Below are 25560 nucleotides of genomic sequence, written 5' to 3' on the forward strand. Positions count from 1 at the left end.
CGGCGGGGCCGCCCCGGCTCAGCCGCGCCCGCGCCCCCGCTCCAGCCGGTCGAGGACGGCCTGCGCCATGGCCGCCTCGCCCCGGGCGTTGGGGTGCGCGGGCGCCGCGGGCGCGGCCGGCCGGAGCGGCTCGATCCACCGGTCCGCGGGCGCCTGGCACATGTCGTGGCCGGCCGTGGGGCCGTAGGTGTCCACGTACTCGGCCCGGTTCACCCCGGCCACCAGCCGGAGCATCCGGTTCAGCCGCCTCTCGGTGTCCCGCAGGTAGGGGAAGTCCTTGGCCGCGAACGGGACTTGCGGGAAGCAGCCGCTGCCGTCGTCGGGCAGCAGGGCGGGATAGCCGACGACGAGCACCCGGGCGTGCGGGGCGCGGGCGCGCACGGCGCGCAGCACCCGGTCGACCTTCGGCGCGGTGCGCAGCACGGCGGCGGCCAGTTCGTCGTGTCCTGAGGCCCGGTACGCGCGCTGGCAGGGGTTGCCCGCCGGGTCCTGGGCGGCGACGCGGGCGCAGGTGTCGATGATGGAGCCGAAACCGACGTCGTTGCCGCCGATCTGCACGGTCACCAGGCCGGTGTGCCGGTCCAGCGCGTCGAGCTGGGGCGGGTTGCCGCCCTGCGCCCGCCACATCTCGGCGGTCGTGGCCCCGCCGCAGCTGACGTCCGTGAACCGGCTCGCGCGCCGCTCGGCGGCCACGAGCGAGGGGTAGTTGTGGTCCGAGCGGGCGCAGTCGGCGTCCACCTGCGCCGGGATCCCGGGTCCGGAGGTGTAGGAGTCGCCGAGCGCCACATAGGCGGCCGCGCGGCCGTGCCCTCCGTGAGGGTGTGGGCCCGTGTGTCCCGGGGAGTGCGCGCCGGCCGGCGGTGCAGTGCCGGCCGCGGCCAGCACGCATCCGCCCAGCACCGCCGCCACGGCGGCGGCCCGCCGCCTCGCCGGTCGTCTCTCGCGCGCCATGCGCCCCCCTGTGCTCGCCCTCGCGGTCCGACCGGATCTGTATACCGTCCGGTGCGTCCCGCCGACCAGAAGCGGGAGGCCGCGGGTTCGGGGGAGGGGCGGGTCAGACCCCGGACGCCTGGAGCAGGGAGTCGTCCTCCGGGCGGGCCCCGGACAGGCGGTGGCGGGCGGCGATCAGGGCCATGTCGACATCCCGGGTGCCGGTGGCCACGCACAGCGTGTAGGAGATGTCCGCGAGCCGCTGCCGGGCCTCGGGGGTGCTCTCCTCGGCTCCGAGCAGGGACAGGGTCTCGTACTGGGCGATGAGGTCCTTCAGTACCGCGGGGTGTGCCATGAGCATGCGTTTCGCCTCCTGATGATCCGCCGGACGATCGAATTCGCAGGCCGGATACCCCCGCTTCACCGGTGCATGCCCCGTCCCGCGCCGGGCGCGACGGCCGGAAACCGCTCTGTGGCCGGAACTCGTCCGCTCCGCAAGCGGTGGACCCCCTTCCGGCGGCCGACCGGGCGGCGGGTACGCGCCAACCACGTACCGTGTGTCACCGCGTCGCGACGGCCCGCTCTCACCCCGGGTCCACCGCGCCCGGCGTGCGCGGATGTGAAAGGCGACGCGCCAGCACGCCGTCACCGCAACTTCTTCACATGGCGATCACTTTCGGCCGATCCGGCTCCGGATCGGTGCAGGGGTGCAGACGCCGCGCCCGGCCCGTGCCTAGCCTCCCGGGCCATGCGATCACCTCTGCCGAGACGCCTCGGTCTCACCGCCGTCCTCGCCTTCCTCCTCGCCGTCTTCGGCCTGGCCCCCAGCGCGAGCGCCGCCGACCCCGCGCCGACCACCCTGACCTTCGCCACCGACTCCGCCACCACCACCCCCGGCGGCACGGTGAAGCTGTCGATGACGCTCACCAACAACAAGACCTACGACGTCTGGTTCGTGTACCAGACCATCGACCCGACCTGGCTGACCACCCAGCGTCCGGACCTGAAGTACAGCTTCACCGGGTGCAGCCTGGCCACCGCGGCCGGCAGCACCCCGTGCTCCGGCACCGGCCCGAGCAACCTCGGCGCGAACTACGGCGCCACCATCCCGCCCGGCCAGAGCCGTACCGTCACGCTGACCCTCCAGGTCGCCGCCGACTCCGGCTGCAACGGCAACATCGGCTTCTACTCGTACTACTACGCCGAGTTCAGCGACAGCAGCAACACCAACGGCGGACCCGTCTACACCCCCGAGACCCGGGTGCTCTGCGCCTGACGGACGCGGGTCGCGGTCACCGGCCGGTGACTGGAAACAGCCCCGGCCGCCCGCTCGACCCGGGACGTGCCGCGACACATCGCCCGGCGGACCGCGTGGTCCGCCGGTGCGTCGTACGGCGGCCGGACCTGCCAGCCGGACCCGCACCGTGTCCTGTACCACCGCGCTGGTCACGACGGAAAAAAGTTCCGCCCGGTTGCCCCGGTCGGCGGCCGACATGTGCTCTTTTCCGTCATCTTTCTTAACTCGACCACAAAAGCTCCACAGAGACATCACCATGTGACGCGACGGATGCGCCGACGACCGGCTTCTGAGGGGGACGCCGGCGTCGCGCGAGGGGGTGCGTCCGCTCCATGGGAGCCGTGCTCACCCCTGTCCGGGGAGGGGACTTCACCGCAATGAAGCGGACCATACGCACCACCGCCCTGACGGTGGGCGCGCTCATCGGCGCGCTCGCCCTGCCGGCCGGTCCGGCCCAGGCCGCCACCACCACCGCCCGCATCGACCTCAGAGTCCTGGTGGTGAGCGACGGGGGCCCGGCCACCGACGCCATCGCCGCCGAACTCGACACCGCCGGGACGCCGTACACCGAGGTCGATCTCACCCGCGCCGACCGGCCCACCATCGACGCGGCCTTCCTCGCGGACACCGTCGACGGCCGGCCGCGCGCCAAGTACCAGGCCGTCGTCCTGCCCAACGACAACCCGTTCGCGGCCGGCAGCGCCGAGATGAGCGCCCTCGCCGCCTACGAACAGACGTACGCGATCCCCCAGGTCGACGCCTACACCTACGCCCGGCCCCAGGTCGGCCTCCAGGTCCCCACCTTCGGCGGCTACTCGGGCAGCGTCGACGGCGTCCGCGCCCAGGTCACCGCCGCCGGACGGGCGGGCCCCTTCGGCTACCTCGACGGCGCGGTCCCCTTCGAGGACAACTCACCGACCGTGGGCGAGAGTTACGCCTACCTGTCGGCCCCCGCAGCCGGCGCCGACTTCACCCCGTACGTGCAGGCGCCCGTCCCGGGCACCACGAAATCGGGCTCGCTGGTCGGCGAGTACCGGCACGACGGCCGGCGCGAACTGGTCGTCACCTTCGTCTACAACCAGTACCAGCAGCAGTTCCGGCTGCTGGCCCGCGGGATCGTGGAGTGGATGACCGGCGGGGTGCACCTCGGCGCCTCCCGCAACTACTTCGCCGTCCACGTGGACGACGTGTTCGCCGCCGACGACCGCTGGGACACCGAGCTGAACTGCACGCCCGGCGACGTCGACTGCCCGGACGGCGAGGGAACCCCCGACCCGATCCGGATGACCCCGGCCGACGTCGACCAGGCCATCGCCTGGCAGAACAGCCGCCGCCTCACCCTCGACCTGGCCTACAACGCCGCCGGCAGCGTCGACCAGCGCGAGGACAACAACGGCGTCGACCGGCTCGCCGACAAACTGATCGCCGACCGGGGCCAGTTCCGCTGGATCAACCACACCTACACGCACGCCTACCTCGGCTGCGAGCAGAACGTCACCGTCGTGCCGTGGACCTGCGCCACTAATGTCGACGGCAGCACCAAGTGGGTCAGCCTCGCCACCATCGACTACGAGATCGCCACCAACCGCGCCTGGGGCCAGGTCGCCGGACTCCCCCTGGAGACCGACGAGTTGGTCACCGGCGAGCACTCCGGCCTGAAGATCCTGCCGCAGCAGCCGCAGGACAACCCCAACCTGGGCCCCTCGCTCACCGTCGAGGGCGTCAAGTGGCTCGCCTCCGACAACTCCCGCGACCCCGAGCAGCGCCGGATCGGCCCGGCCACCACCGTCTCGCGCTACCCGATGAACGTCTTCTACAACGCGGGCCGGGCGGCCGAGCAGGTCGACGAGTACAACTGGCTGTACACCAGCCGCGCCCAGGGCGGCAGCGGCATCTGCGAGGACAACCCGGCCACCACCACCTGCCTGCCGGCCCCGCTCGACCCCGCCACCGGCTACACCGACCACATCGTGCCGCTGGAGACCCGGATCGCCCTCGGCCACGTACTGTCCAACGACCCCAAACCGCACTTCATCCACCAGTCCAACCTCGCCGAGGACCGCATCGCCTACCCGGTCCTGAACGGCGTGCTCGACGGCTACGACGCCCTGTTCGCCGACAACACCCCCGTCGTCAACCTGCGGATGAAGGCCATCGGCGCCGAACTCCAGCGTCGCGCCGCCTGGAAGAGCGCCGTACAGGCCGGCCGGGTCACCGCCTACCGCGTCGGCACCACCGTCACCGTGCAGGGACCGGCCGGCACCGTCGTCCCGGCGACCCTGCCCACCGGCAGCACCCTCGGCAACGCCGCCTACGGCACCGCGTACGCGGGCGCGGTCTCCGGCTGGACCGCCTCCCCGGGCACCCCGCTGACCTTCACCCTGCCGTCCGCCGCCACCGCGCCCGCCGCGCACCCGGACGGCACCGCCGCCACCACCGCCCCGGCCCCGCGCACCGAGGTCCCGGCGGGCGTCACCCAGCGGGTCTCCACCACCCCGGGCAGCTGAACGCGCACCGGCCCCGGGGCCCGTCCGCTCCCGCACGGGGCGGACGGGCCCCGCTCCGGCCCGCCCACCGGCGCCGGAACCACACGACCACCCCACACCTCGGCCGTGGAGCCCCATCGATGCACGTTCAGCACGGCGCGCGCCGCCCCGGCGCGGCGCACGTCACCCTGCTCACCGAAGGCACCTATCCGCACAGCCATGGCGGCGTCAGCGTCTGGTGCGACCAGCTCGTCCAGGGCATGCCCGACCTCGACTTCGACGTCATCGCCGTCACCGGCACCGGACGCGAACCCGTCGTATGGGAACTGCCCGGCCACGTCCACAGCGTGCTGTCGGTGCCCATGTGGGGTGCCCCGCCCGAGGGCCGCCCGCCCCGGGGCCGGGCCGCCTCCCGGCTCGCCGACGCCTACGAACGCTTCCTGACCGCGCTGCTCGACCCAGGGGCCGAGGACCGTTTCCCGGCCGCGCTGTACGCCCTGGCCCAAGCCGCCGCCGAGGGCACGCTGAGCGCCTTCCTGCGCGGCGACCGGGCCGTCTCCCTGCTCGCCGGGGTGTGGAACCGCCCCGGCCTCCCCGTCCGGGAGGCCCGGCCCACCCTGCACGACGCGGTCACCGCCACCACCCTGCTGGAACACGCCCTGCGCCCGCTCGCCGCGCCCCCGCCCCGGCACGGCGTGGCCCACGCGGTCAGCGGCGGCGTGGCCGTCCTGCCCGGCCTGGCCGGCCTGGAGCGGCACCAGGTGCCGCTGCTGCTCACCGAGCACGGCGTCTACCTGCGGGAACGTTACCTCGGCTATCGCACCGCCCCCTACCGCTGGCCGGTGAAGGCCGTCGTCCTCGGCTTCTTCCGGCTGCTGGCCGAGGAGAGCTACCGGCGGGCCGCGCTGATCACCCCCGGCAACCGCTACAACCGGCTGTGGGAGGAACAGGGCGGCGCCGACCCCCGGTCCATCCGCACCGTCTACAACGGCGTGGACCCGGCCGCCTTCCCGCCCGCCGGCCCCGAACCGGAGACACCCACCCTCAGCTGGGCCGGCCGGGTCGACCCCATCAAGGACCTGGAGACCCTCATCCGCGCCTTCGCCCTGGTCCGCAAGGAGATACCCGAGGCGCGGCTGCGCCTCTTCGGCGGCACCCCCCGCGGCGGGGAGGCGTACCGGGAACGGTGCGAGGCGCTCGCCGCCGACCTGGGCCACGCCGACGCCGTCACCTTCGAGGGCCGGGTCGAGGACATCAAGGACGCCTACGCGGCCGGGAACGTGGTGATGCTCTCCAGCATCAGCGAGGGCTTCCCGTTCACCCTGATCGAGGCCATGTCCTGCGGCCGGGCCACCGTCTCCACCGACGTCGGCGGGGTCCGCGAGGCCGTCGGCGACGCCGGCCTCGTCGTCCCGCCGCGCGACCCGGACCGCATGGCGGCGGCGGCGCTCGAACTGCTCGGCGACGCCGGGCGCCGCCGGGCGATGGGCGAGGCCGCCCGGCTGCGGGTCATCGAACAGTTCACCCTGCGCCAGACCATCGACACCTTCCGCTCCATCTATCTCGAACTTCCTTACCACGCACGGCCGTTGCCCGAACCCGCCGCACGCGGGCAGCGCCCGCGGGCCGCCGCGGGGAGCCTGGCCGGATGAGCGGGCCCATGGCGCTCGAACCGGGCGGCACCGAACAGGACACCCTCGCCCTGCGGCTCGCCCAGGCACCGGCCCGCGGCGACGACCGCACCCTCGCCCTGCGGCTGCCCGGCCACGTCCCCGACCCGGAGGCGGTGAGCCGGCTGGCCGCCGCCCTCGCCGACCGCATCGGCCCCGCCGTCCACCCCTACGAGGTCGCCGCCCTGCTGGAGGCCGAGGGCCTGACCGCCGAACAGATCAAGCAGCGCTACGGCCACCCGAACCTCTTCTCCCTCGCCACCGCCCTGTACGAACAGGTGCCCCGCAGCTACCCGGAGCCCCCGCCCGCCGCCGACCCCTGGCGCCCGGACACCCTGCGCTGCCTGCTGCGGGGGGTACTGTTCGCCCTGCCCGGCCTCGCCTACCTGCTCACCGCGCCACTGTGGCACCCCGGCCGGCACGCCACCGCGCCGATCGTCGCCGGCCTGGTCTCCTGGGCCTGGGGCCAGGCCCTCGGCCACCGCGCCCATCTGCGGCTGGCCACCGGCCGCCGGGAAGCCGCCCGCACCCTGCTGACCGGCGCCCCGCTCGGCGCCGCCCTCGCCACCGCCGTCGCGGCCCCGCTCGCCGGCCCCCCTCCCGTGCTGCTCGCGGCGGCGGCCCAGTCGCTCTACCTGGCGGCGGCCGGCGTCCTGCTCGTGCTGGCCCGCGAGCGGCTGCTGCTCGCCGCGCTGACCCCGCTGATCGCGGGCACCGCCGTCCTGCCCTGGTGGGAACCCGGCGCCCCGGCGCGCGCCGGACTGCCGCTGCTGGCCCTCCTCGCCACCCTCGCCGCCACCGGCCACGTCCTGCGCGGCGCCCTCGCCACCCCGGCCGCCGGCGCGGGCGGCCCCCGGCCCCGGCCGCTGTGGTCCCTGCCGTACGGGCTGTTCGGCCTGGCCGCCGGGGTACTGGTGCTGCTGGAGGGACGGCACGAGCCGTACGCGGTGATCGTACTGACGGTCAGCATGGGCCCCGCCGAATGGCTGCTGTACCGCTACCGGGGCCTGTCCGTGGCCGCGCTGCGCGCCACCGCCACCCCGGCCCGGTTCCTGCTGCGCTCCGCCGCCGTCCTGGCCGGCTGCCTGGGCGCCTACCTGCTGCCGCTACTGCCCGCCGCCTGGCTGACCGGAGCCGCCCCGGCCCCCCTGCTGCTCCTCGCGGCCACCCTGTGGACCGCGCTGCTCCTCCAGGCGTTCGGGACCGCCTGGCCGCCGGCCGTGATCTGCCTGGCCGCCGCCGCGGTGGCCGGCCTCGCCCCGACGCTCCGCCCGCCACCCGGCCCGCCCGTCCTGCCGCTGTGCTGCGCCGCCGCCGTCCTGGCCCTGGTGACGTACGCGCTGCTGCTCCTCGGCCGGCCCGCCCGGCACGGCTGACCCCGTCCCCGCCCCGCCAACCCACCGGAAGGACCCCTCAGTTGACCTCCGTACCGCTCGCCGCCGTCACCGGAGCCGAGGGCTTCATCGGCTCCCACCTCACCGAGGCCCTGGTCGCCTCCGGCCACCGGGTCAGAGCCATGGCCCAGTACAACTCCTTCTCCTCCTACGGCTGGCTGGAGACCCTCGCCCCCGACGTGCTGGACCAGGTGGAGATCGTCCTCGGCGACGTCCGCGACCCCGGCTCGGTCCGCGCCCTGCTCGACGGCGCCGACGTCGCGTACCACCTGGCCGCCCTCATCGCGATCCCGTACTCCTACCAGGCACCGCACAGTTACGTGGACACCAACGTCACCGGCACCCTCAATGTGCTGGAGGCCGTCCGCGCCCTCGGCACCCCCCGGCTGGTGCACACCTCCACCAGCGAGACCTACGGCACCGCCCAGACGGTGCCCATCACCGAGGACCACCCCATCAACACCCAGTCCCCGTACGCCGCTTCGAAGGCCGGCGGGGACCGGCTCGCCGACAGCTACCACGCCAGCTTCGACACCCCCGTCGTCACCCTGCGGCCGTTCAACACCTTCGGGCCCCGGCAGTCCATGCGCGCCGTCATCCCCACAGTCATCGGCCAGGTCGCGGCGGGCGAACGCACCATCACCCTCGGCGACCTGAGGCCCACCCGGGACTTCACCTTCGTCAAGGACACCGCCCGGGCGTTCCTCGCCGTCGGCACCGCCCCCGCCGAACAGGTCGTCGGCCGCACCTTCAACGCCGGCACCGGCGGCGAGATCTCCGTCGGCGACCTGGTCGCGCTGATCGGCAAGGTGATGGACACCGACCTCGACGTCCGCGCCGACCCCGCACGCGTCCGGCCCGCGGGCTCCGAGGTGATGCGGCTGGTCTGCGACGCCACCCGGCTCACCCGGGCCACCGGCTGGCAGCCCGCGCACACCCTGGAGCAAGGGCTCGCCCAGACCGCGGAGTTCTTCCGCGACCCGGCCAACCTGGCCCGCTACAAGACCGGCATCTACAACATCTGACCCCGTCCGGCACGCATCGCCCCACCAAGGAGGAGCCCCATGCACGCAGTGATCCTGGCCGGAGGCAAGGGCGTCCGGCTGCGGCCCTACACCACCGCGCTGCCCAAGCCGCTCGTCCCGATCGGCGACCAGCACGCCATCCTGGAGATCGTGCTGCGCCAGCTGTCGGCCGCGGGCTTCACCCGCTGCACCCTCGCGATCGGCCACCTCGGCGAGATCATCCGCGCCTACGTCGGCGACGGCTCCCAGTGGGGCATGACCGTCGACTACGCCACCGAGGAGAGCCCGCTCGGCACCATGGGCCCGCTGCTGGGCCTCAGAGACCGGCTGCCCGAGAACTTCCTCGTGATGAACGGCGACGTCCTCACCGACCTCGACTACGCCGACGTACTGCGCCGCCACCGGGACTCCGGCGCCCCGCTCACCATCGCCACCTACGCCCGCAAGGTGCACATCGACTTCGGCGTCCTCACCACCGACGCCACCAAGGTCGTCGCGTTCACCGAGAAGCCCAGCCTCGACTACCGGGTCTCCATGGGCGTCTACGGCCTCAGCCGCGCCACCCTGGACGGCTACACACCCGGTCTGCCGCTCGGCTTCGACGAACTCGTCCTCGACCTGCTGAAGGCCCAGAACCCGCCGCACGCCTACGAGTTCGACGGATACTGGCTGGACATCGGCCGCCCCGACGACTACGACCGCGCCAACGCCGAGTTCACCACCCGCAAGTCCCTGCTGCTCAAGGGAGCCTGAGTACCACATGCGCATTCTCGTCCTCGGCGGCACCGGATACCTGGGCCGCCACGTGGCCGAGCGGCTGCGCGCCCTGCCGGGCGCGCAGGTCCTCGCCGCCGGCCGCTCGGCCGGTGCCGGACTCGGCGCCGACCTCGCCCGCGACCGTCCGGAGCGCCTCGCCGAGACCCTGGCGGCGGCGGCCCCCGACGCCGTGGTCAACTGCGCGGGCGCCACCGGCGGCGACCCCGTGACCCTGGCCGAGGTCAACGCCCGCGGCCCCGCCGCCCTCTGCGCCGCCCTGAGCGCGGCGGCCCCCGCGGCCCGCCTCGTCCACCTGGGCTCGGCCGCCGAGTACGGGCCGGGCACCCCGGGCGAGAAGGTCACCGAGTCGGCACCCGCCTGCCCGGTCGCGCCGTACGGCGCGACCAAGCTCGCGGGCACCCTCGCGGTGACCTCCGCCGCCCTGGACGCGGTGGTGCTGCGGATCGGCAACCCGGTCGGCCCGGGAGCGCCCGCCGCGAGCCTGCCCGGCCGGCTCGCCGACCTGCTCCGCACGGCCGGGCGGGACCCGCGGGCCGTACTGCGCCTCGGGGACCTCTCCGCCCACCGCGACTTCGTCGACGTACGCGATGTGGCCCGGGCCGTCGAGCGCGCCGTCACCGCCCCCGCCCCGCTGCCGAAGGTGCTCAACATCGGCGGCGGCACGGCCGTACCGGTACGGGAGCTGGCGCACGGCCTGGCCCGGCACGCCGGGTTCCGGGGCCGGCTGGAGGAGAGCGCGGACGGCTCGGCGCGCTCGGCCCGGGTGTCCTGGCAGTGCTCGGACAGCTCCGCCGCCGCCCGGGCCCTCGACTGGCGGCCGGCGCACAGCCTGGACGACGCCCTCGCCGCGCTGTGGGCGGCCACCGGGGAGCGGGTGCCGTGAGCCTGCTGGTGCCGCTGTACGTGCATCCGGCCGACGACCCGGGCGCCTGGCACCGGCTGGTCGGGGCGGCGGACCGCACCTACGCGGTCGTCCTCAACCCGGCGAGCGGGCCCGGTACCGCCCCCGACCCCGCGTTCACGGCGGCGGCCCGGGCACTGCGCGCCGCCGGGGCCCGGCTGCTCGGCTACGTCGACACCGACTACGGCGTGCGGGAACGGGCCCACATCACCGAGGAGGTGCGCCGGCACCGGGAGTGGTACGCCACCGACGGCTGCTTCCTGGACCGGGTGACGGCCGGCCCGGACGGACTGCCCGCCTGCCGACGGCTGGTGCGCGACCTCAGACGGTCGGGCGCCGGGACCGTCGTGCTCAATCCGGGCGTCCACCCGGCACCCGGCTACGTCCGCCTCGCCGACCTCACGGTCACCTTCGAAGGGCACTGGAGCACCTACGTGTCGTCGTTCACCCGCCCGGCCTGGACCGCCCGGCAGCCGCCCGGGCGGCTGTGCCACCTGGTCTACGGCGTCCCCGAGGTCCTGGTGCCGCTCGCGGTGCGCACCGCGCACGAGCGGGGCGCGGCGGTGTGCGGGCCGGTGACCGGCGAACCCCCCAACCCGTGGGCCGCGTTGACCCCGGCGCTGACCGGCGGAGACGGTGTGCGAGGCTGAGCCGATCAGCATCCGCACCCTGGAGGCAGCGACCGGCATGGCCGTCATCCACCACACCACCCTCAAGCCGACCAAGATCGAACTGCTCGCCGGCTGGCTGCCCGGCCGCCCGTGGTACCGCGGCGGCCCCGCCCCGGTGCTGGAGCGGTCCGGCGGCTTCCGGCTGGACGACCCCGAGGGCGAGGTCGGCATCGAGTTCATCGTCGCCACCGACACCGCGAGCCCCGAGCGGACGGCGTACCTGGCGCCGCTCACCTACCGCGGGGCGCCGCTGGAGGGCGCCGAGCACGCCCTCGTCGGCACCATGGAGCACGGGGTGCTGGGCACGCGCTGGGTCTACGACGGCTGCCACGACCCGGTGCTGGTCACCGAGGTGCTGGCGCTGATCGAGGGCCGCGCCCAGGCGATGGCCCAGAGCGTCAGCGACACCCCCGACCGCGAGGTGATCAGCTCCCGCACCGGCGCCCCGCTGTCCCTGGACGGGTTCACGCCCGAGCCGGCCGACGACGCCGACGGCACGCGGCTGCCCGCGCCGGACGGCACGGTGCTCCGGTTCCACCGCGTCCTCGAACCCGTCGCCGGACAGCGCCCGCCGGCGCCCCAGGACGCACTCGGCCATGTCACCGCGGGCTGGCCGGGCCCGGACGACGACCGGCTGTGGGCCGTCTTCATGACGCTGCGCCGGGCCTGACCCCCGCGTCCACGCCGCCCGGCGGGCTGCCCCCGGCCCCGGCACCGGGCCCGGCGGAGGACGGTCACCCGCACGGGCCAACTCCCGGCCGCGGACGGCTTCGCCCGGCGCAGCCCGGCGTGCGGCGGATGCCCGCGCCGGGTCAGATGGACTCGTGCGAACCTCCATACACCCTCCCCGCGGCCGGTCCCGGCTCTGCCTCACCGGCGCCCTGACCGTCCTCCTCCTTCTCCTGACCAGCCCCCCGGCCGCGCCCGCCACACCCGACCCGACCGGGGGCCCGATCACCCGCGGCAACGCCTACATGGGCATCGGCGTCCTCACCCACGACGGCGCCTCGGACACCCCGCCCCCGGCCCCCCGCGCCACCCAGACCGAGGGCGTGGACGTCTCCAGCCATCAGGGCGAGGTCGACTGGCGGTCGCTGTGGGACAGCGGCGTCCGCTGGGCGTACACCAAGGCCACCGAGGGGACGTACTACACCAACCCCTACTTCACCCAGCAGTACGACGGCTCCTTCGACGTCGGCATGGTCCGCGGCGCCTACCACTTCGCCACCCCGGACACGGCCGGCGGCGCCGCGCAGGCCGACTACTTCCTGGCGCACGGCGGCGGCTGGTCGGCCGACGGCAAGACCCTCCCGGGCGTCCTCGACATCGAGTGGAACCCGTACGGCGACGCCTGCTACGGCAAGTCGGCCAGCGCCATGGTCGGCTGGATCCGCGACTTCCTCGACCGCTACAAGTCCCGCACCGGCCGGGCGGCGGTCGTCTACACGGCCACCAGCTGGTGGTCCGAGTGCACCGGGAACTACGCCGGTTTCGGACCGGTCAACCCGCTGTGGATCGCCCGCTACGCCTCCACGGTGGGCACGCTGCCGGCCGGCTGGCCCTCGTACACCATGTGGCAGTACACCTCCTCGGGCCCCTCGGTCGGCGACCACGACCGCTTCAACGGCTCCCAGGACAAGCTGCGGCAGTTCGCCACCGGCTGAGCGCGTCCGCCCGCGTCCGGTTCCGGCCGCGCGCCGGAGCGCCCCGAGCCGGTCCGCGCGCTCGTCGCCGGGGCCGGGCGGCCTGACCCGGGCGGGTGTACCGGTGCTGCGGGGCGCGTGCCCCGGGACGAGACTGCTGGGAAGACGACCGCTGCCTGGATGGTGATACAGAGGTGACCGCAGAACCGGGCGGGCCCCCGCTGGAGGAGTTCCTCGCCGACCCCGCCAGCTGCACCCTGGACATGGCCAGCGCCGTCAGCCGCTGCGCGAAGGCGCTGGGCCTGCGGCACGCCGTGGTCTACCTCGCCGACATCCAGCAACGGCACCTCGTGCCGCTCACCGACGTCACCGAGTCCCTGCTCATCGACGAGACGCTCGCCGGCTGGTGCTACCGCACCCAGTCGCTGCGGGTGGAGGAGTCCGAGCGGGACGGCATGACCGCGTGGTTCCCGCTGCTCGACGGCGCCGAACGGCTCGGCGTCCTCGCCGTCCACACCCAGACGCTCACCGCCGAGTCACTGCGCCAGGGCCGCGCGATGGCCGCCCTGCTCGCCATGATGACCACGTCCAAGCGGGCGTACAAGGAGACCTTCGTACGCCGGACCCGCACCCGGGCGATGCACCTGCCCGCCGAGATGCTGCGCGCCTTCCTGCCCCCGCGCACCATCGGCAACCCGCACATCGTCTCCACGGCCGTCCTGGAACCCGCCTACGACCTCGGCGGCGACGCCTTCGACCACGCCCTGACCACCGACACCCTGCACGCCGTCGTGCTGGACGCCATGGGGCACAACCTGCTCTCCGGACTGACCAGCGCGGTCGCCCTGGCCGCCTGCCGCAACGCCCGGCGCGTCGACGCCGACCTGCTCGCCCTGGTGGACGGCGTCGACGAGGCGCTCAGCCAGTGGCTGCCGGACCAGTTCTGCACCGGGATCCTCGCCCGCCTCGACTTCTGCAACGGCGTTTTGAAATGGGTCAACTGCGGCCACCCCGCGCCGCTGCTGATCCGCGACCAGCGGCTGATCGTCGACGCGCTCTCCCGCGACGCCGACCCGCCCATGGGCCTGCGCTCCCTGCTGCACACGCGGGAACGCCAGGTGCACGAGTCCCGGCTCCAGCCCGGGGACCGCGTGCTGCTCTACACCGACGGCGTCACCGAGGCGCGGACCGCCGACGGCAGACTGCTCGGCCTGGAACGGTTCGCGGACTACGTCATCCGGGCCAGCGCCACCGGTGAGATCGCGCCCGAGACGCTCCGCCGCCTCATCCACTCGCTGCTGGACTCCCAGGACAGCCGGCTCCGTGACGACGCCACGATCCTGATGTTCGAATGGCAGCCGAACAGCCAGCTCCCGGGGACCCGCCTTGTCGGGTAGGCGCGGTGGTGACCGGGCTCAGCCGGAGCGGCATTCGTGGGAGAGGGCGGCGAAAGGGTTCAGGTGCCCGAGGCGAGGAGTTGGTCGGCCAGGCGGTGGGCCTGGGCCAGGAGGACGCCGTAGGTGGCGACCTCGTCGGGATCGTCCGTGGTGGCGCGGGCCAGGTCCCGGCGCAGCACGGTGAGGGCGTCGCGCAGGTCCGCCACGGCCTCGCGCAGCTCGTCCTCGTGGTCGTCGCCGAACCGGCTGTGGCTGTAGAGCCGCAGCGCGTCGGCGGTGCGGCACAGGAACTGCCCGTACCGCCGGGCGAGCGCGGGGTCCGGCCGGGGCGCCGAGCGGTCCTCGGCGGCGGCCTCCAGCACCGTGCGGGTCACCTCGGTGGTGTGCACGGCCGCGTAGTCCAGCACCATCAGCGCGTCCTCGTACCCCTTGCCGGGCGGCGGCGCGGCCCCCTTGCGGCGGCGCGGGTTGGCGCGCAGGCTCTCCCGGCTCCACTCCACCGACGAGCGGGCCTGCTCCACCAGCCGGGGCAGCCGCAGGGCGCGGTCGTGCCAGGCACCGGCCTCCGCGGTGTCCCAGCGGCCGGCGGCCAGTCCGTCCGCCACGTCCCGCAGGATGCCGTGCGCCTCCGCCACCGCGTTCCGCAGCGCCGCCTGGGTGTCGCGCAGGAACAGCGGCGGCCGGACCAGCGCGTTGACCGCGATGCCGACGACCGCCCCGAACAGGGCCTCGGCGAGCCGGGCGGCGGAGGTGGACACGGACACCGGTCCGCCTGTCAGCACGAACAGGGCGCCGGTGGCCGCGTACACCCCCTGGCTGCCCAGCCGCCGCCACTGGCCCAGCAGCATCGCCAGCGGCAGGACCACCGCCATCGCGGCCACCGGGCTGGGCAGCAGCAGCCCGACCGCCGTGGCCGCCACCGTGCCGGCCGCGATCGCGGCGAGCTGTTGCAGCCCGTGTGCGATCGACCGGTAGACGGTCGACTCCACCAGCACCACCGCGACCCACGGTGCGACGAACGCCACCGGTGCCTTCAGCCACCAGCCCGCCACCGCCCAGGCCACCCATGCGGCCAGCGCCGCCTTCACGGCCTGTACGGCCAGGTCCCGTTCCCGTCCGGGCCCCGCCCAGGCCCGCCGCGCCGCGCCCGCCGCGGCCGACAGATCGCGCCGCAGAGCCTGCCAGGTCAGTCGTATTCCACGCACGCGGCCCCGGGTGCCACCTCCCGCCCCCTTCCATGCCGACGCACATCCGTGCCGGCGCACACGACGGCGGCGCCGCCTCCCTGGGACGGGGAGACGGCGCCGCCTTCCTCACACGCCTCGCGGCGTCAGATCAGCCACCCGAGGAAGTGGGCGAGGCCGGCGAGGATGTCGGTGAGAACGTTCATGTCGTGCTGCTCCTTGCGGTGTTCCGTAGTGGGACATGTGCGAACTCCGGTCTGCAGCCCGTCCGTTCGCACAACACGAGTGTCGTCCCGTCGCACCGGTCACGGTGGTCACACGAGCGACGATCACCTGTTCCAGGGAACAGCTGATCCCTTGTTCGGATGATCGGACCGGCCGACGGATCGGCCGACGGGTCGGTGGATGGCTCAGGGCGGCGCCGCCCGTAGCGCGTTCAGCACCGCCCACACCACCGACACCAGCGGCACCGCCACCACCGCGCCGATCACCCCCGCGACGATGCTGCCCGCGATCACCGACACGGCCACGACCAGCGGATGCAGCCGCACCGCCCAGCTCATCACCAGCGGGTGCAGTACATGCCCCTCCAGCTGGCCGATGACCACGATCAGCACCAGCACCCCCGCCGCCGTCAGCGGGCCCCGCCCGGCCAGGGCGACCACCGTGGCCACCCCGAGCGCCACCGGGGAGCCCACCAGCGGCACGAACGCGGCGAAGAACTCCAGCAGCGTCAGCGGCAGCGCCAGCGGCACTTTCAGCACCAGCAGCACCACACCCACCAGCACGGCGTTGGTGGCGGCCACGATGATGATGCCGCGCGTGTACCCCGCGAAGGTCCGCCAGGCCGCCCCGCCCACCCGGTCCCACACCGGACGGGCACCGCTCGGCAGCAGCCGGTCCCGCCCCCAGGCCCACAGGCGCTCCCCGGAGTGCAGGAAGAACACCGACGCGAACAGCGCCAGCGCGGCGCCGGTGACCAGTTCCACCACCCGGCCCAGCTCGCCGACCGCGCTGCCGATCAGCGCCGAGCGGTGCGTGGCCACGTAATGCGCCACCTGATCCTGGAGCCGGGACAGCGCGTCCGGACCCAGCCGGAACGGCGGGCGGCGCAGCCACTCCTCAATGCGGTCCACCCCGCCGCGGAACTCGCTCGCCAGCCGCCCCGACTCGTCGGCCACCGCGCTGCCCACCAGCGCGAGCAGGCCCAGCAGCAGCACCACACTGCCCACCAGCGTCACCGCCACGCACAGCGGCCGGGGCAGGAACCGGGCGAGCAGATCGGTCGGCGGGCGCAGTACGGACGTCACCACCAGCGCCACGAACAGTGCCACGGCGACCAGATGGAAGCTGCCGAGGACGCTGAACACGCCGTAGACGGCGGCCCCGACCAGGATGAGCCGCCAGGCGTACGCCGCGGCCACCCGCAGCCAGGGCACCGTCCGCTCCGCCGCCCGCACCGGCGCCGCTCCACGCTCCGCGCGGGGCGGGACCGGCAGCCGCACCGAGTACGCCGGCCGGCTGCCCAGGACCGTGCCCCGGACCCGGCCCGGCCGCCCGGCCCCGGGCCGGCGCGCGTCGCCCACCACCGCTGCCGCCTCCTCTCCGCCTGACGGCCGGTCACCTCCCCAGCACCGTAAGCACGCCGGGCGCGGGCGGCGCGCCCGGCGAGCAAGTGGCCGTATCCCGCCCGGGGACGCTGATACCGCTCAGGGGTGGGCCGTACGGGGGGGACATCCGGAAATGCGTCGGCGGGGAGAAAAGGCCCCCGGTGATCACCGTCTCGGTTCCGCCGTTCCCCGTTCCCCGTCCGGTGCCGGCCGGGCCGGACCGGGCCGGGGGCCGGCGGGGGCCGTGGCCCGCCGGGGCGCGGCGCTCCCGGCACCGCCGCGTTCCCGGGCGTCACCGGCGGGCGCGGGCACGCCGTCACCGAGCGGCGCGGGCCGCCCGCCGCACCGGCGGTAGCGGACGATCGCCTTCGCCAGCTCGATCCGCTCGGGCTCGGGAAGGGTGCCGCCCTGGACGTAGCCGAGGACGTGCTCGGCGACCGTGCGCAACTTGACGTTCGTGCGCTGCGAGACATCCCGCAGCGCCCGCCAGGCCTCCTCCGGGGCGATCTGCCCCAGGGCCACGACGGCGCCGATGGCCTGGTCGATCACCGCGTGCGAGGTCACGGCGCGCCGCAGGTGATGGTTCTCCTCCAGCAGCCGGTCGTAAGCCGCCGCCAGGTCGGTCACCGAGAGCAGAACCAGGGGCTGGACCCGGGAGAGGGCGAAGAAGGCCATGGAGCACCTTTTCGGGTGGGGGGCGTCACGGCCTACACCTGCCCCCGGCGGGCGCCCGCACACGAAGCGAATCGGCCTCACGGACCGCCGTCCTGTGGGAGCGGGTTACGGAGGACGGCGCACCAGGTTCGGCGCATGCTCGTCTGGCAAGCGGCAAGCGGCAAGCGGCAAGCGGCAAGCGGCAAGCGGCAAGCGGCAAGCGGCAAGCGGCGGGCCGCAGCGCCCGCGCGTCTGCGTCACCCGTTCAGCGCCACCGTCCGCGTTCCCGGGCAGCCGCCGGGCGTCAGCCGAATCGCCCCATGTCCTGGGTCGCGCGGCCCACCGGCAGCAGTTCCCGGATGTCCGCCGGGCAGCGCGTTCGCCATCCGCTCGGTCAGCTCCGGGGCGAGCGCGGCGTCCAGCACCTCCAGCACCGCGGCGGCGTCCCGCAGGGCCCGGTCCTCGTCGGTGCCGGCCCGGGCCGCGACCCGTCCGGTGAAGGTGGTCAGCCCGAACCGCTCGCCCGCGGCCCCGGAGTCCCGCCCGGCGGAGGCGTCGGCCGCCTCCCGCATGGCCGCCGCCATGTCCGGCGGCAGCTGGGCGGCCACATGCCGGGCGAGCCCGGACGGCAGCCGTTCCGCCAGGGTGCTGACGACCGCTTGCGTAGCCCGCTCGGCCGTACCCCGGTCCGGCAACTGGGCCAGCGCCTGGACCTTTCCGATCATCTCGTCGTGCCGCATGAGACCGGTCCCTTCCGCACGATGCGCCGCGTACGCCCGTCCCGCGGGCGTCGCGCCCGTGCGCCCGGGTACCCCGAGCCCGCCCCGGGTCACCGGCGAGCAGGCCGCCGTCCCGGTTGCGTCGGCCACCCGTCGCGGGGTACGTGTCGGCAGCGGAGCATCAGCGACAGCGGGGCATCGGCGACAGCGGAGGCAGTGGAAGCAGGAGGTGCGTGTGGCGGCTGCGGAACTGGCGGCACCGTTGTGGGACCTCCAGAGCGGGCAGGGGCCGCGGCAACTGGCCGAACTGGGGCTCGCGCTGCTGCTGTCGAGCCTGATCGGCTGGGAGCGCGAGGCCCAGCAGAAGAGCGCGGGGCTGCGCACCCACACCCTGGTCGGCATCGCGAGCGCTCTGATGATGGAGGTCTCCCAGCACGGCTTCAACGCGGTGCTCGGCCTGGAGAGCGTGTCGTTCGACCCCTCACGGGTCGCGGCGCAGATCGTCTCCGGGATCGGGTTCATCGGCGGCGGCCTGATCTTCGTACGACGGGACGCCGTACGGGGCCTGACCACGGCCGCCACCATCTGGTTGACCTGCGCGGTCGGCATGGCCTGCGGCGGCGGGCTGCCCGTGCTCGCGCTGGCCGTGACGGCCCTGCACTTCCTGGTGGTCCGGGGTTACCCGCTGCTGTCGTCCCGACTCGTCCCCGGCCGTGCCGCCACCGCGTTCGAGGCGCGCCTGACCTACCGCACCGGGACGGCGCTGCTGCCCCGCCTGTTGCAGACGTGCACCCGGCGCGGTTTCCGCATCGTGCAGGTCAAGGTGGAACGGCTGCCCGGCCGCACCGACGACGCCGCGCGGGTGCTGCTGCAACTGGAGGGCACGGCGGATCCCTCCGTGCTGGCGTCGGAGCTGTTCCGGGACGACGGCGTGCTGGACGTGGAACTGTCCGCCGCGACGGAGGAGGAATGACCGCGTGGCCGGGGATGGCCGCGTGCCCGGGGACGGCCGCGCGCCCGGATGAGCCGCGTGCCCGGGGATGACGGGCGCCCGGTCTCGCCACGGGCGCCCACGGCGTCGCTCGGCCGGCCCATCGCGGGGCGGTGCGCCGCTCAGCGGGGGTGATGTGCCGCTCAACGCGGGGTGATGCGCCGCTCAACGCGGGACGGTGCGCCGCTCAGCCCTCGACCGACTGCTGGGTCGCCGTCCAGGCGTACTGGAGCCAGTCCGCCACGGTCAGCGCGCCGAAACCGGCGCACACCAGCCGGGTGAGCCGGGGTGACGCGGCGTAGGAGCAGGCCAGGGCGCCGGCGGCCCAGGCCGCGGTGCAGAACGGGCAGGAGACCAGGTCGCCGACGGCCCGCCGGAGCCCGGAGCCCTTGGGCTCGTCCATGACCTCGCTGGCCTCGCCCTCGTCGGCGCGGCGGGTGAACGGCACCCGGAGGAAGCTGGTGATCTTGTCCTTGGTCACCACCCGGGACGCCTTGTACGCCGCCGTGCCCATGAGCAGCACGTCCCAGGGCGGCACGTCCGGCGGCAGCTGTACGCCCCGGCGCCGGGCCAGCAGTGCGAAGGAGCCGATGCCCGCCGCGAACACGGAGGCAAGGGTGGCGTACCCGCCCAGCGGCAGGCCGTCCGCCTCGTCGTAGGGTTCGGCGTCCGTCGTCATGAGACCTCCCGATTGCCTCCGGTGTCCTGCCGCCCCGTACCGGGCGCGGGACGAGTGCCCCCCTGACCGGCGGCGACACGCGGCCTTGTGGCGGTGGTCCTCGGGGCATATTATTCATCATGTGATGAATAACTGTTCCTGAGAAGGGCGGCGCGGCCATGGACGACAACACCACATGCTGTGTCGTGGGCGGAGGACCGGCGGGCATGGTGCTCGGGCTGCTGCTGGCGCGCGCCGGGGTCCGGGTGACGGTGCTGGAGAAACACGCCGACTTCCTGCGCGACTTCCGCGGCGACACGGTCCACCCGTCGACCCTGGCCCTGCTGGACGAGCTGGGTCTGGCCGAGCGCTTCGCCCGGCTGCCGCAGCGCCGGGTCCGCACCGTCCAGCTGCCGGTGGGGGCCGGCCGCGCGCCGGTCACGGTCGCCGACCTCTCGGTCCTGCGCGGTCCCTACGACTACGTGGCGATGGTGCCGCAGTGGGACCTGCTGGACCTGCTGGCCGAGGAGGCCCGGCGCGAACCGTCCTTCGAGCTGCGGATGAACACCGAGGCGACCGGGTTCCTGGTCGAGTCCGGGCGGGTCACCGGGGTGCGCTACCGCACCGCCGACGGCGGCGCCGGCACGTTGCGCGCCGTCCTCACCGTGGCCTGCGACGGCCGCGGGTCGCTGGCGCGGGCCCGGCCGGAGCTGCGGCTGCGCCGCTTCGCCTGCCCCATGGACGCCTGGTGGTTCCGGCTGCCGCGGCGCGACGGCGACCCGTCCGGGCTCGTCGGCGGCGCCGGCGACGGCCTGCTGACCGCGATGATCGACCGCGGTGACTACTGGCAGTGCGCGGCGCTCATCCCCAAGGGCACCGACGCCGAGCGCCGCGCGGCCGGTCTCGACCGCTTCCGGGCCGACTACACCGCCGCCGCCCCCTGGCTCGCCGACCGCGCGCAGGCCCTCGGGTCCTGGGACGACGTCAAGCTGCTCGACGTCCACCTGGACCGCCTGCGCCGCTGGCACCGGCCCGGTCTGCTGTGCGTCGGCGACGCGGCGCACGCCATGTCCCCGGTGTTCGGCATCGGCATCAACCTCGCCGTACAGGACGCCGTCGCCGCCGCCCGCCTTCTGGCCGGGCCGCTGCGGCAGGGGAGGGTGCGGCTGCGTGACGTACGCGCCGTGCAGCGCCGTCGCCGCCCCACCACGGTCGCCACGCAGGCGCTCCAGCGCGCCGCCCACGCCCGCTTCATCGCACCGGTCCTGCGCGGCGGCCCGCCCCTGGGCGGCCCGGAGCGCGCCCGCCGCGTCGCGGCCCTGCTCACCGCGGCGCCCTGGCTGCGCCGCCTCCCCGCCTACTTCCTCGCCTACGGTGCCCGCCGCGAACACCCCCCGGCCCCGGCACCCGGCCACCAGCCGCCGGCCACGGAGCGCCAGGAACAAGGCAACTGACACCTCATCAGCGCCAACCGGCCCCGCCCCGCCCACCCCAGCGCACCCACCCCCTCACGCCCGCCCGTCCGGGCCGGAACATTGCCGTCTTTCTTTCGTGTAAGCACCGTTGTCGGAACAGAAGGCTCCGTGTTCCACTAATCTCCTTCCGCCACAACGATCACCCGCTCCCGGGCGGGAGAGCCATCCAGAGGGATCCGTGTGTGATGACCTGGGGTTCGAGAGGCTCCTCGGCGAGGAAGGCTTCTTCGCGCACATGCTCGGGCGGTCACCCTCGGGTGCCGGCCGTGAACCGCTGTACGGGCCCGACATCCCGGTCGTGCTGCTCACCGGCGGCCCCGGCATGGGCAAGGGGCGGCTGCTGCGCGCCGTACGGGACCGCTTCGCCACCAAGCTGCCGGTGATCTACCTGGACTGCGGCTCACCGGTCTACGCCGACCGGGCCGAGCCGGAGCCCGGCGCCCGCTCGGCCGCCACCGAGGTCCTGGTCGAGGCCGCCCGCCGGCTGTCCACCTGGCAGGGCACCGGCGGCGCCTTCACCTTCCCCCGGCTCTTCGCGGGCCTCGCGATGATCGCCACCGGTGTCGCGGACGGCACCCCCGAAGCGGTCGCGGCGGAGGTCGAACGGTACGCGGAGTTACCCCAGCGGCAGCGCTTCCGCGGCCTGGGCGCCGGTGACTTCTGGCGCGGCGCCCTCCTCGGCGCCATCCGGAACCTGCTGGCCACGCTGTCCGGACAGGCCCTCGACCCGTACTCCGCCGCCGTCAGCACCGCCCTCGTGGACGCCCTCGTCTCCGGCCTGGCACCCCGCGGCAAGGCCGAGATGGCCCGCATCTACGGCGCCTACCCCGGCGCGGCCGGACAGCCCGAGCACGGCCTGCGCGACCTCGCCGCCGACTTCAGGGCCGGCGGCGAGGGACGGGAGCTGGCCGAGCGCTTCCTCTTCCAGGCGCTGCGCGAGGACCTGGAAGCCGCCTACACGGGCGCGGTCGGCTGGCTGCGCCGGGTCGGCCGCCCCGCGGTGCTGCTGGACCGCGCCGAGTCCCCGCTGGGCGAGCGACTGCTGCGCGCCGTACTGATCGACCGCCGCGCCGGGCAGCGCGACCGGGTGGTGATCGCCGGCACCGCGCGCCGCGCGGACGGCGGCGCCTTCCTGTACGAGGGCCTGCCGCCCGAGGAGGTACCGGCCCCGGCGGAGTTCCGGCCGGCCGACGGCTCCCCGCCCGCGTGGTCCCGGCGCACCGACGCCCCGGCGGGCCGGGCACCGCTGGCCGACGGGGTCCTGCTGCTGCGGATGCCCCTGCTCACCGGCGACCAACTGCGCCGGGAGACCGAGCGCAGACAGCGGCGCGCCGAACCGGAGGGCGGCACCAACCGCCGCCGCATCGACGCCGCCGTGGCACGGCTGAGCGGCGGACGCCCGCACACGGTGATCCGGCTGGCCGAGGCCGCCGCCGCCTTCCGCATGCCGGCGGACGCCAACGACCGCGCCATCCTGGACGCCCCGCTGACCGGCACGGGCGACGGCGCCGCCGAGCTGCCCGTGGCCGAGGTGCTGCTGCGCGAACTCGTACTGGACCAGCTCCCGGTGCGGCTGCCGGCCGAGCACCACGACCACTGGCTCGACCTGCTCACCCATCTGTCGGTGGCGCACGACACGGAGTGCGCGGACGTCCTGCTGCGCCACCATCAGCGGCGCCGCGTGCACCGGCTGACGGCCCATCACGTCGAGCAACTGCTCACCGACACCGGATGGCCCACCTGCGAACGGCACTTCATCGGGGACTTCGGCCTGCGCCAACTGCTGGTGCACCGGCTGTACGCGTTGCTCCCCGACGGCGCCGCCTGGTACGCCGACCACCACCTGCTGCGCGACCACTACACCGGACGCGCGGCGGACGACGGGGCGCCGAGCGGGGCCGCCTTCCACTCCGTCACGGCACACCGCATGAACCACCACCTGGTCTCCGGCGGGGCCGACGACGTGGTCCGCCATCTGGCCGGCACGCTGCCCGGCCGCCCCCGGGAGTGGTGCGCGGAGCTGCTGGAGATCGCCCAGGCGCCGTACCCGTCGGGCGCGGACACCCGCCGGGAACGCGCCCAGGGGCTGGTCACGGTGGACGGACCGGCGTTGCGCCGCACGGTCGACCAACTGCTGCACGCGGTCTGGCTGTGCGAGGAGCGGACCAGGCCCACCGGCCGGGAGACCGCCCGCACGCTGGCCAAACTGCTGGACCTGCTGTCGATCATGGAGTTCGAGGGCGCCGGGCAACTGGGCCGGACCGCCACCGAGTGGAGCGGACTGGCCGAGAACGACCAGCCGTTGCTGCGCTGCACCTGCACCGATCAGCTCGGGCGAAGGAGATAACGCGGATGCCCAGGTGGAAGAAGATCCTCTACGCCCTGCTGGGCACGGCGGCCCTGGTGGCCGGGGGCCTGTTCGGCTGGACCTTCCTCCACCGGCCGGACACCTGCGCCGAGGGCGTCGCACGGATCGGCGACGAGTGCGTCGGCGTCAACGGCGAGGGCTACGACTTCGGCACCCCGGAGATCGGCGGCGTCGCCCGCGCCATCGCCCAGGAGAACGAGAGGATCGAGGACGGCCCCCATGTGACGGTGGCGATGATGCTGCCGCTCCAGTCCGGCAGCGAGGCGCTGCGCCGGCAGATACGCAGCGACCTCCAGGGGGCCTACCTGGGACAGCTGCGGGCCAACGAGGGCGAGGGCGAACCGCCGAAGATCCGGCTGGTGCTGGCCAACCCCGGCCGGGAGTACGCCCACCAGAAGACGGTGGTGGACACCCTGCTGCGCATGGCCCGCTCGCCCGAGGACCGGCTGCGCGCCGTCACCGGCTTCAACCTCAGCCTCGACGCCACGACCGAGGCCGTCGGGCGCCTGACCGCGCAGAAGATCCCCGTGCTCGCCTCCCGGATCACCGGCGACGGGATCGCGAACGAGGAGGGCCTGGACGCGGCGGCGAAACCGAAGTTCCCCGGCCTGGCCCGGATCATCCCCACCAACTACGAGGTCGCCCGGGCGCTGGCCGCCTTCACCGGGGGACAGGACCGGGAGGACCGCAGGACGGTGCTGGTCCACGACACCCGGCAGGACAGCTACAACGAGTCGCTGGCGAAGGCGTTCGACAGCATCGAGGAGAAGGGCCCGGCCGGTCCCGCCGAGATGTCCTTCACCTCCCCGGCGATCGACGAGGCGGGCTCCACCGGCAACCAGTTCACCGAGATCGCCAACAACATCTGCGTCTCCGGCCCCGACACCGTCTACTTCGCGGGGCGCACCCTGCACCTGCGGCTCTTCGCGCTCAAGCTCGCCGAGGTCGGCTGCGAGAAACGGCACTACACCATCATCAGCGGCTCCGACGCCGCCTCGCTGCGGCAGTACATGAGCGCGGACGACTGGGACGCGCTGCGCGGCACGGACGGCGAGGCCAAGGTGACGGTGCAGTACGCCGCCCCCGCGCACCCCAAGGCATGGGAGACCGAGCTGGCCGCCTGGCGCGACGAGTGGCGCGAGCGCCACGGCCGGGAACCCACCGCGAAGGAACTGCCCCAGTACCTCGCGGAGCCCAAGGAGGCCCTGGACATCCTGACGAACCTGATCAAAAAAGTCCGGCGCGGCGGGACCGACCTCGGTGCCCCGCCCAGCCTGGACGACTCCCGCACGATGCTCGTGTACGACGGCATGGTCACCATCGGCACCGCGCTGCACCAGGTGCAGAGCGGCCCCGCCGAGAAGGTGCCCAGCCTGGAGGAGGTCGGCCAGGAGTGGGTCCGGCTGAACGCCCAGCACCGGGTGCCGGGCACCAGCGGCCTGATCTGCCTGACCGGCGGCGGCAACCCGTACGACAAGCCGGTGGCGGTGGTCGAACTGGACCCGGGCCGCAAGGGCGAGGGCACGCTCAGGTACGTCGGCCTGGGCTGGCCCACCGGCACGCCCCAGCCGAAGAACTGCGTCATCCCCAGCAGCACCCCCTGACCCCCGCTGTCCGGCGCGGGCGTGCGTCACCTCACACATGACCTGGTGCGCACCCCCTCCCGGGCGTGCCGGGCGCCCGGCTACCGTGGCGTGGAGCCCCCTGCCC

The 25560-nt window shown here is 74.5% G+C and carries 23 protein-coding genes; 15 read left to right on the forward strand and 8 right to left on the reverse strand.

The genetic code is table 11. The features are described 5' to 3' along the window. Positions 1–18 precede the first annotated feature (18 nt). Together ACSURM_RS33950 and ACSURM_RS33955 are read right to left on the reverse strand one after the other, a co-directional pair. Entirely contained in the window at positions 19–951 is a 933-nt protein-coding gene (locus tag ACSURM_RS33950) for an SGNH/GDSL hydrolase family protein (protein ID WP_436959768.1), read from the reverse strand. A gap of 103 nt (positions 952–1054) precedes the next feature. Further along, positions 1055–1291: a DUF5133 domain-containing protein gene (locus ACSURM_RS33955; protein ID WP_436959770.1), complete on the reverse strand. Its 237-nt coding sequence runs from the start codon at positions 1289–1291 to the stop codon at positions 1055–1057. A 387-nt stretch (positions 1292–1678) separates the two neighbouring features. Here ACSURM_RS33955 and ACSURM_RS33960 point away from each other — a divergent pair, with 387 nt between their 5' ends. The 11 genes from ACSURM_RS33960 (at position 1679) to ACSURM_RS34010 (ending at position 14191) form a co-directional block, all read left to right on the forward strand. Continuing rightward, positions 1679–2206 (forward strand): hypothetical protein, encoded by a 528-nt coding sequence (locus ACSURM_RS33960; RefSeq protein ID WP_189991656.1) that lies wholly within the window; start codon positions 1679–1681, stop codon positions 2204–2206. A gap of 398 nt (positions 2207–2604) precedes the next feature. Further along, positions 2605–4734, forward strand: coding sequence for a hypothetical protein (locus ACSURM_RS33965; protein WP_436959771.1), 2130 nt, complete (start codon positions 2605–2607; stop codon positions 4732–4734). A 119-nt stretch (positions 4735–4853) separates the two neighbouring features. Next, complete coding sequence (gene pelF / locus ACSURM_RS33970; RefSeq protein WP_436959773.1) at positions 4854–6365, forward strand: GT4 family glycosyltransferase PelF; 1512 nt, start codon at positions 4854–4856, stop codon at positions 6363–6365. Next, positions 6362–7759 carry a hypothetical protein gene (locus tag ACSURM_RS33975; RefSeq protein ID WP_436959775.1) on the forward strand — a complete coding sequence of 466 codons (1398 nt, stop codon included), beginning with the start codon at positions 6362–6364 and terminating at the stop codon, positions 7757–7759. Before pelF ends, ACSURM_RS33975 begins: the two co-directional genes overlap by 4 nt. A gap of 41 nt (positions 7760–7800) precedes the next feature. Continuing rightward, positions 7801–8802 carry a GDP-mannose 4,6-dehydratase gene (locus ACSURM_RS33980; RefSeq protein WP_436959777.1) on the forward strand — a complete coding sequence of 334 codons (1002 nt, stop codon included), beginning with the start codon at positions 7801–7803 and terminating at the stop codon, positions 8800–8802. A gap of 39 nt (positions 8803–8841) precedes the next feature. Further along, on the forward strand, positions 8842–9555 hold the full coding sequence (locus ACSURM_RS33985; RefSeq protein ID WP_436959778.1) for a nucleotidyltransferase family protein: 714 nt from the start codon (positions 8842–8844) through the stop codon (positions 9553–9555). Between the two features lie 7 nt (positions 9556–9562). After that, complete coding sequence (locus ACSURM_RS33990; protein ID WP_436959779.1) at positions 9563–10462, forward strand: NAD-dependent epimerase/dehydratase family protein; 900 nt, start codon at positions 9563–9565, stop codon at positions 10460–10462. Next, on the forward strand, positions 10459–11130 hold the full coding sequence (locus tag ACSURM_RS33995; RefSeq protein ID WP_359048169.1) for a spherulation-specific family 4 protein: 672 nt from the start codon (positions 10459–10461) through the stop codon (positions 11128–11130). The genes ACSURM_RS33990 and ACSURM_RS33995 overlap by 4 nt, the downstream gene beginning before the upstream one ends. A gap of 37 nt (positions 11131–11167) precedes the next feature. Continuing rightward, the gene (locus tag ACSURM_RS34000) at positions 11168–11821 is read left to right on the forward strand and encodes a maltokinase N-terminal cap-like domain-containing protein (RefSeq protein WP_436961243.1); all 654 of its coding nucleotides are present in this window, start codon (positions 11168–11170) and stop codon (positions 11819–11821) included. Positions 11822–11975: 154 nt separating this feature from the next. Then, a complete protein-coding gene (locus tag ACSURM_RS34005) occupies positions 11976–12815 on the forward strand; it encodes a lysozyme (RefSeq protein ID WP_436959781.1) in 840 nt (279 codons plus the stop codon). Between the two features lie 173 nt (positions 12816–12988). Continuing rightward, positions 12989–14191 carry a PP2C family protein-serine/threonine phosphatase gene (locus ACSURM_RS34010; RefSeq protein ID WP_436959782.1) on the forward strand — a complete coding sequence of 401 codons (1203 nt, stop codon included), beginning with the start codon at positions 12989–12991 and terminating at the stop codon, positions 14189–14191. Positions 14192–14250: 59 nt separating this feature from the next. Here ACSURM_RS34010 and ACSURM_RS34015 read toward each other — a convergent pair whose 3' ends face one another. From ACSURM_RS34015 to ACSURM_RS34035, 5 genes are all read right to left on the reverse strand, one after another. Continuing rightward, positions 14251–15396: an FUSC family protein gene (locus ACSURM_RS34015; RefSeq protein ID WP_436959784.1), complete on the reverse strand. Its 1146-nt coding sequence runs from the start codon at positions 15394–15396 to the stop codon at positions 14251–14253. 125 nt (positions 15397–15521) lie between these two features. Beyond that, positions 15522–15653 (reverse strand): hypothetical protein, encoded by a 132-nt coding sequence (locus ACSURM_RS34020; RefSeq protein ID WP_436959786.1) that lies wholly within the window; start codon positions 15651–15653, stop codon positions 15522–15524. Positions 15654–15785: 132 nt separating this feature from the next. After that, a complete protein-coding gene (locus tag ACSURM_RS34025; RefSeq protein ID WP_436959788.1) occupies positions 15786–16964 on the reverse strand; it encodes an AI-2E family transporter in 1179 nt (392 codons plus the stop codon). Between the two features lie 186 nt (positions 16965–17150). Then, positions 17151–17660, reverse strand: coding sequence for an ANTAR domain-containing protein (locus ACSURM_RS34030; protein ID WP_436959790.1), 510 nt, complete (start codon positions 17658–17660; stop codon positions 17151–17153). A gap of 236 nt (positions 17661–17896) precedes the next feature. Further along, positions 17897–18379 (reverse strand): DUF2267 domain-containing protein, encoded by a 483-nt coding sequence (locus tag ACSURM_RS34035; RefSeq protein ID WP_436959791.1) that lies wholly within the window; start codon positions 18377–18379, stop codon positions 17897–17899. A gap of 214 nt (positions 18380–18593) precedes the next feature. On the opposite strand from ACSURM_RS34035, the gene ACSURM_RS34040 reads away from it, so the two are divergent. Next, positions 18594–19331, forward strand: a complete 738-nt coding sequence (locus ACSURM_RS34040) for an MgtC/SapB family protein (protein ID WP_436959793.1) — start codon at positions 18594–18596, stop codon at positions 19329–19331. 205 nt (positions 19332–19536) lie between these two features. Here ACSURM_RS34040 and ACSURM_RS34045 read toward each other — a convergent pair whose 3' ends face one another. After that, complete coding sequence (locus ACSURM_RS34045) at positions 19537–20028, reverse strand: DUF1360 domain-containing protein (RefSeq protein WP_436959795.1); 492 nt, start codon at positions 20026–20028, stop codon at positions 19537–19539. Between the two features lie 158 nt (positions 20029–20186). Between ACSURM_RS34045 and ACSURM_RS34050 the strand changes: the two genes are divergently transcribed. From ACSURM_RS34050 to ACSURM_RS34060, 3 genes are all read left to right on the forward strand, one after another. Further along, complete coding sequence (locus ACSURM_RS34050) at positions 20187–21461, forward strand: FAD-dependent oxidoreductase (RefSeq protein WP_436959797.1); 1275 nt, start codon at positions 20187–20189, stop codon at positions 21459–21461. A 199-nt stretch (positions 21462–21660) separates the two neighbouring features. Beyond that, positions 21661–23829, forward strand: a complete 2169-nt coding sequence (locus tag ACSURM_RS34055; RefSeq protein ID WP_436959799.1) for a hypothetical protein — start codon at positions 21661–21663, stop codon at positions 23827–23829. A gap of 5 nt (positions 23830–23834) precedes the next feature. After that, complete coding sequence (locus ACSURM_RS34060) at positions 23835–25454, forward strand: ABC transporter substrate-binding protein (protein ID WP_436959801.1); 1620 nt, start codon at positions 23835–23837, stop codon at positions 25452–25454. Positions 25455–25560 lie beyond the last annotated feature (106 nt).

Source organism: Streptomyces sp. SudanB182_2057 (genome assembly GCF_964272715.1).
GTDB lineage: Bacteria > Actinomycetota > Actinomycetes > Streptomycetales > Streptomycetaceae > Streptomyces > Streptomyces rubradiris.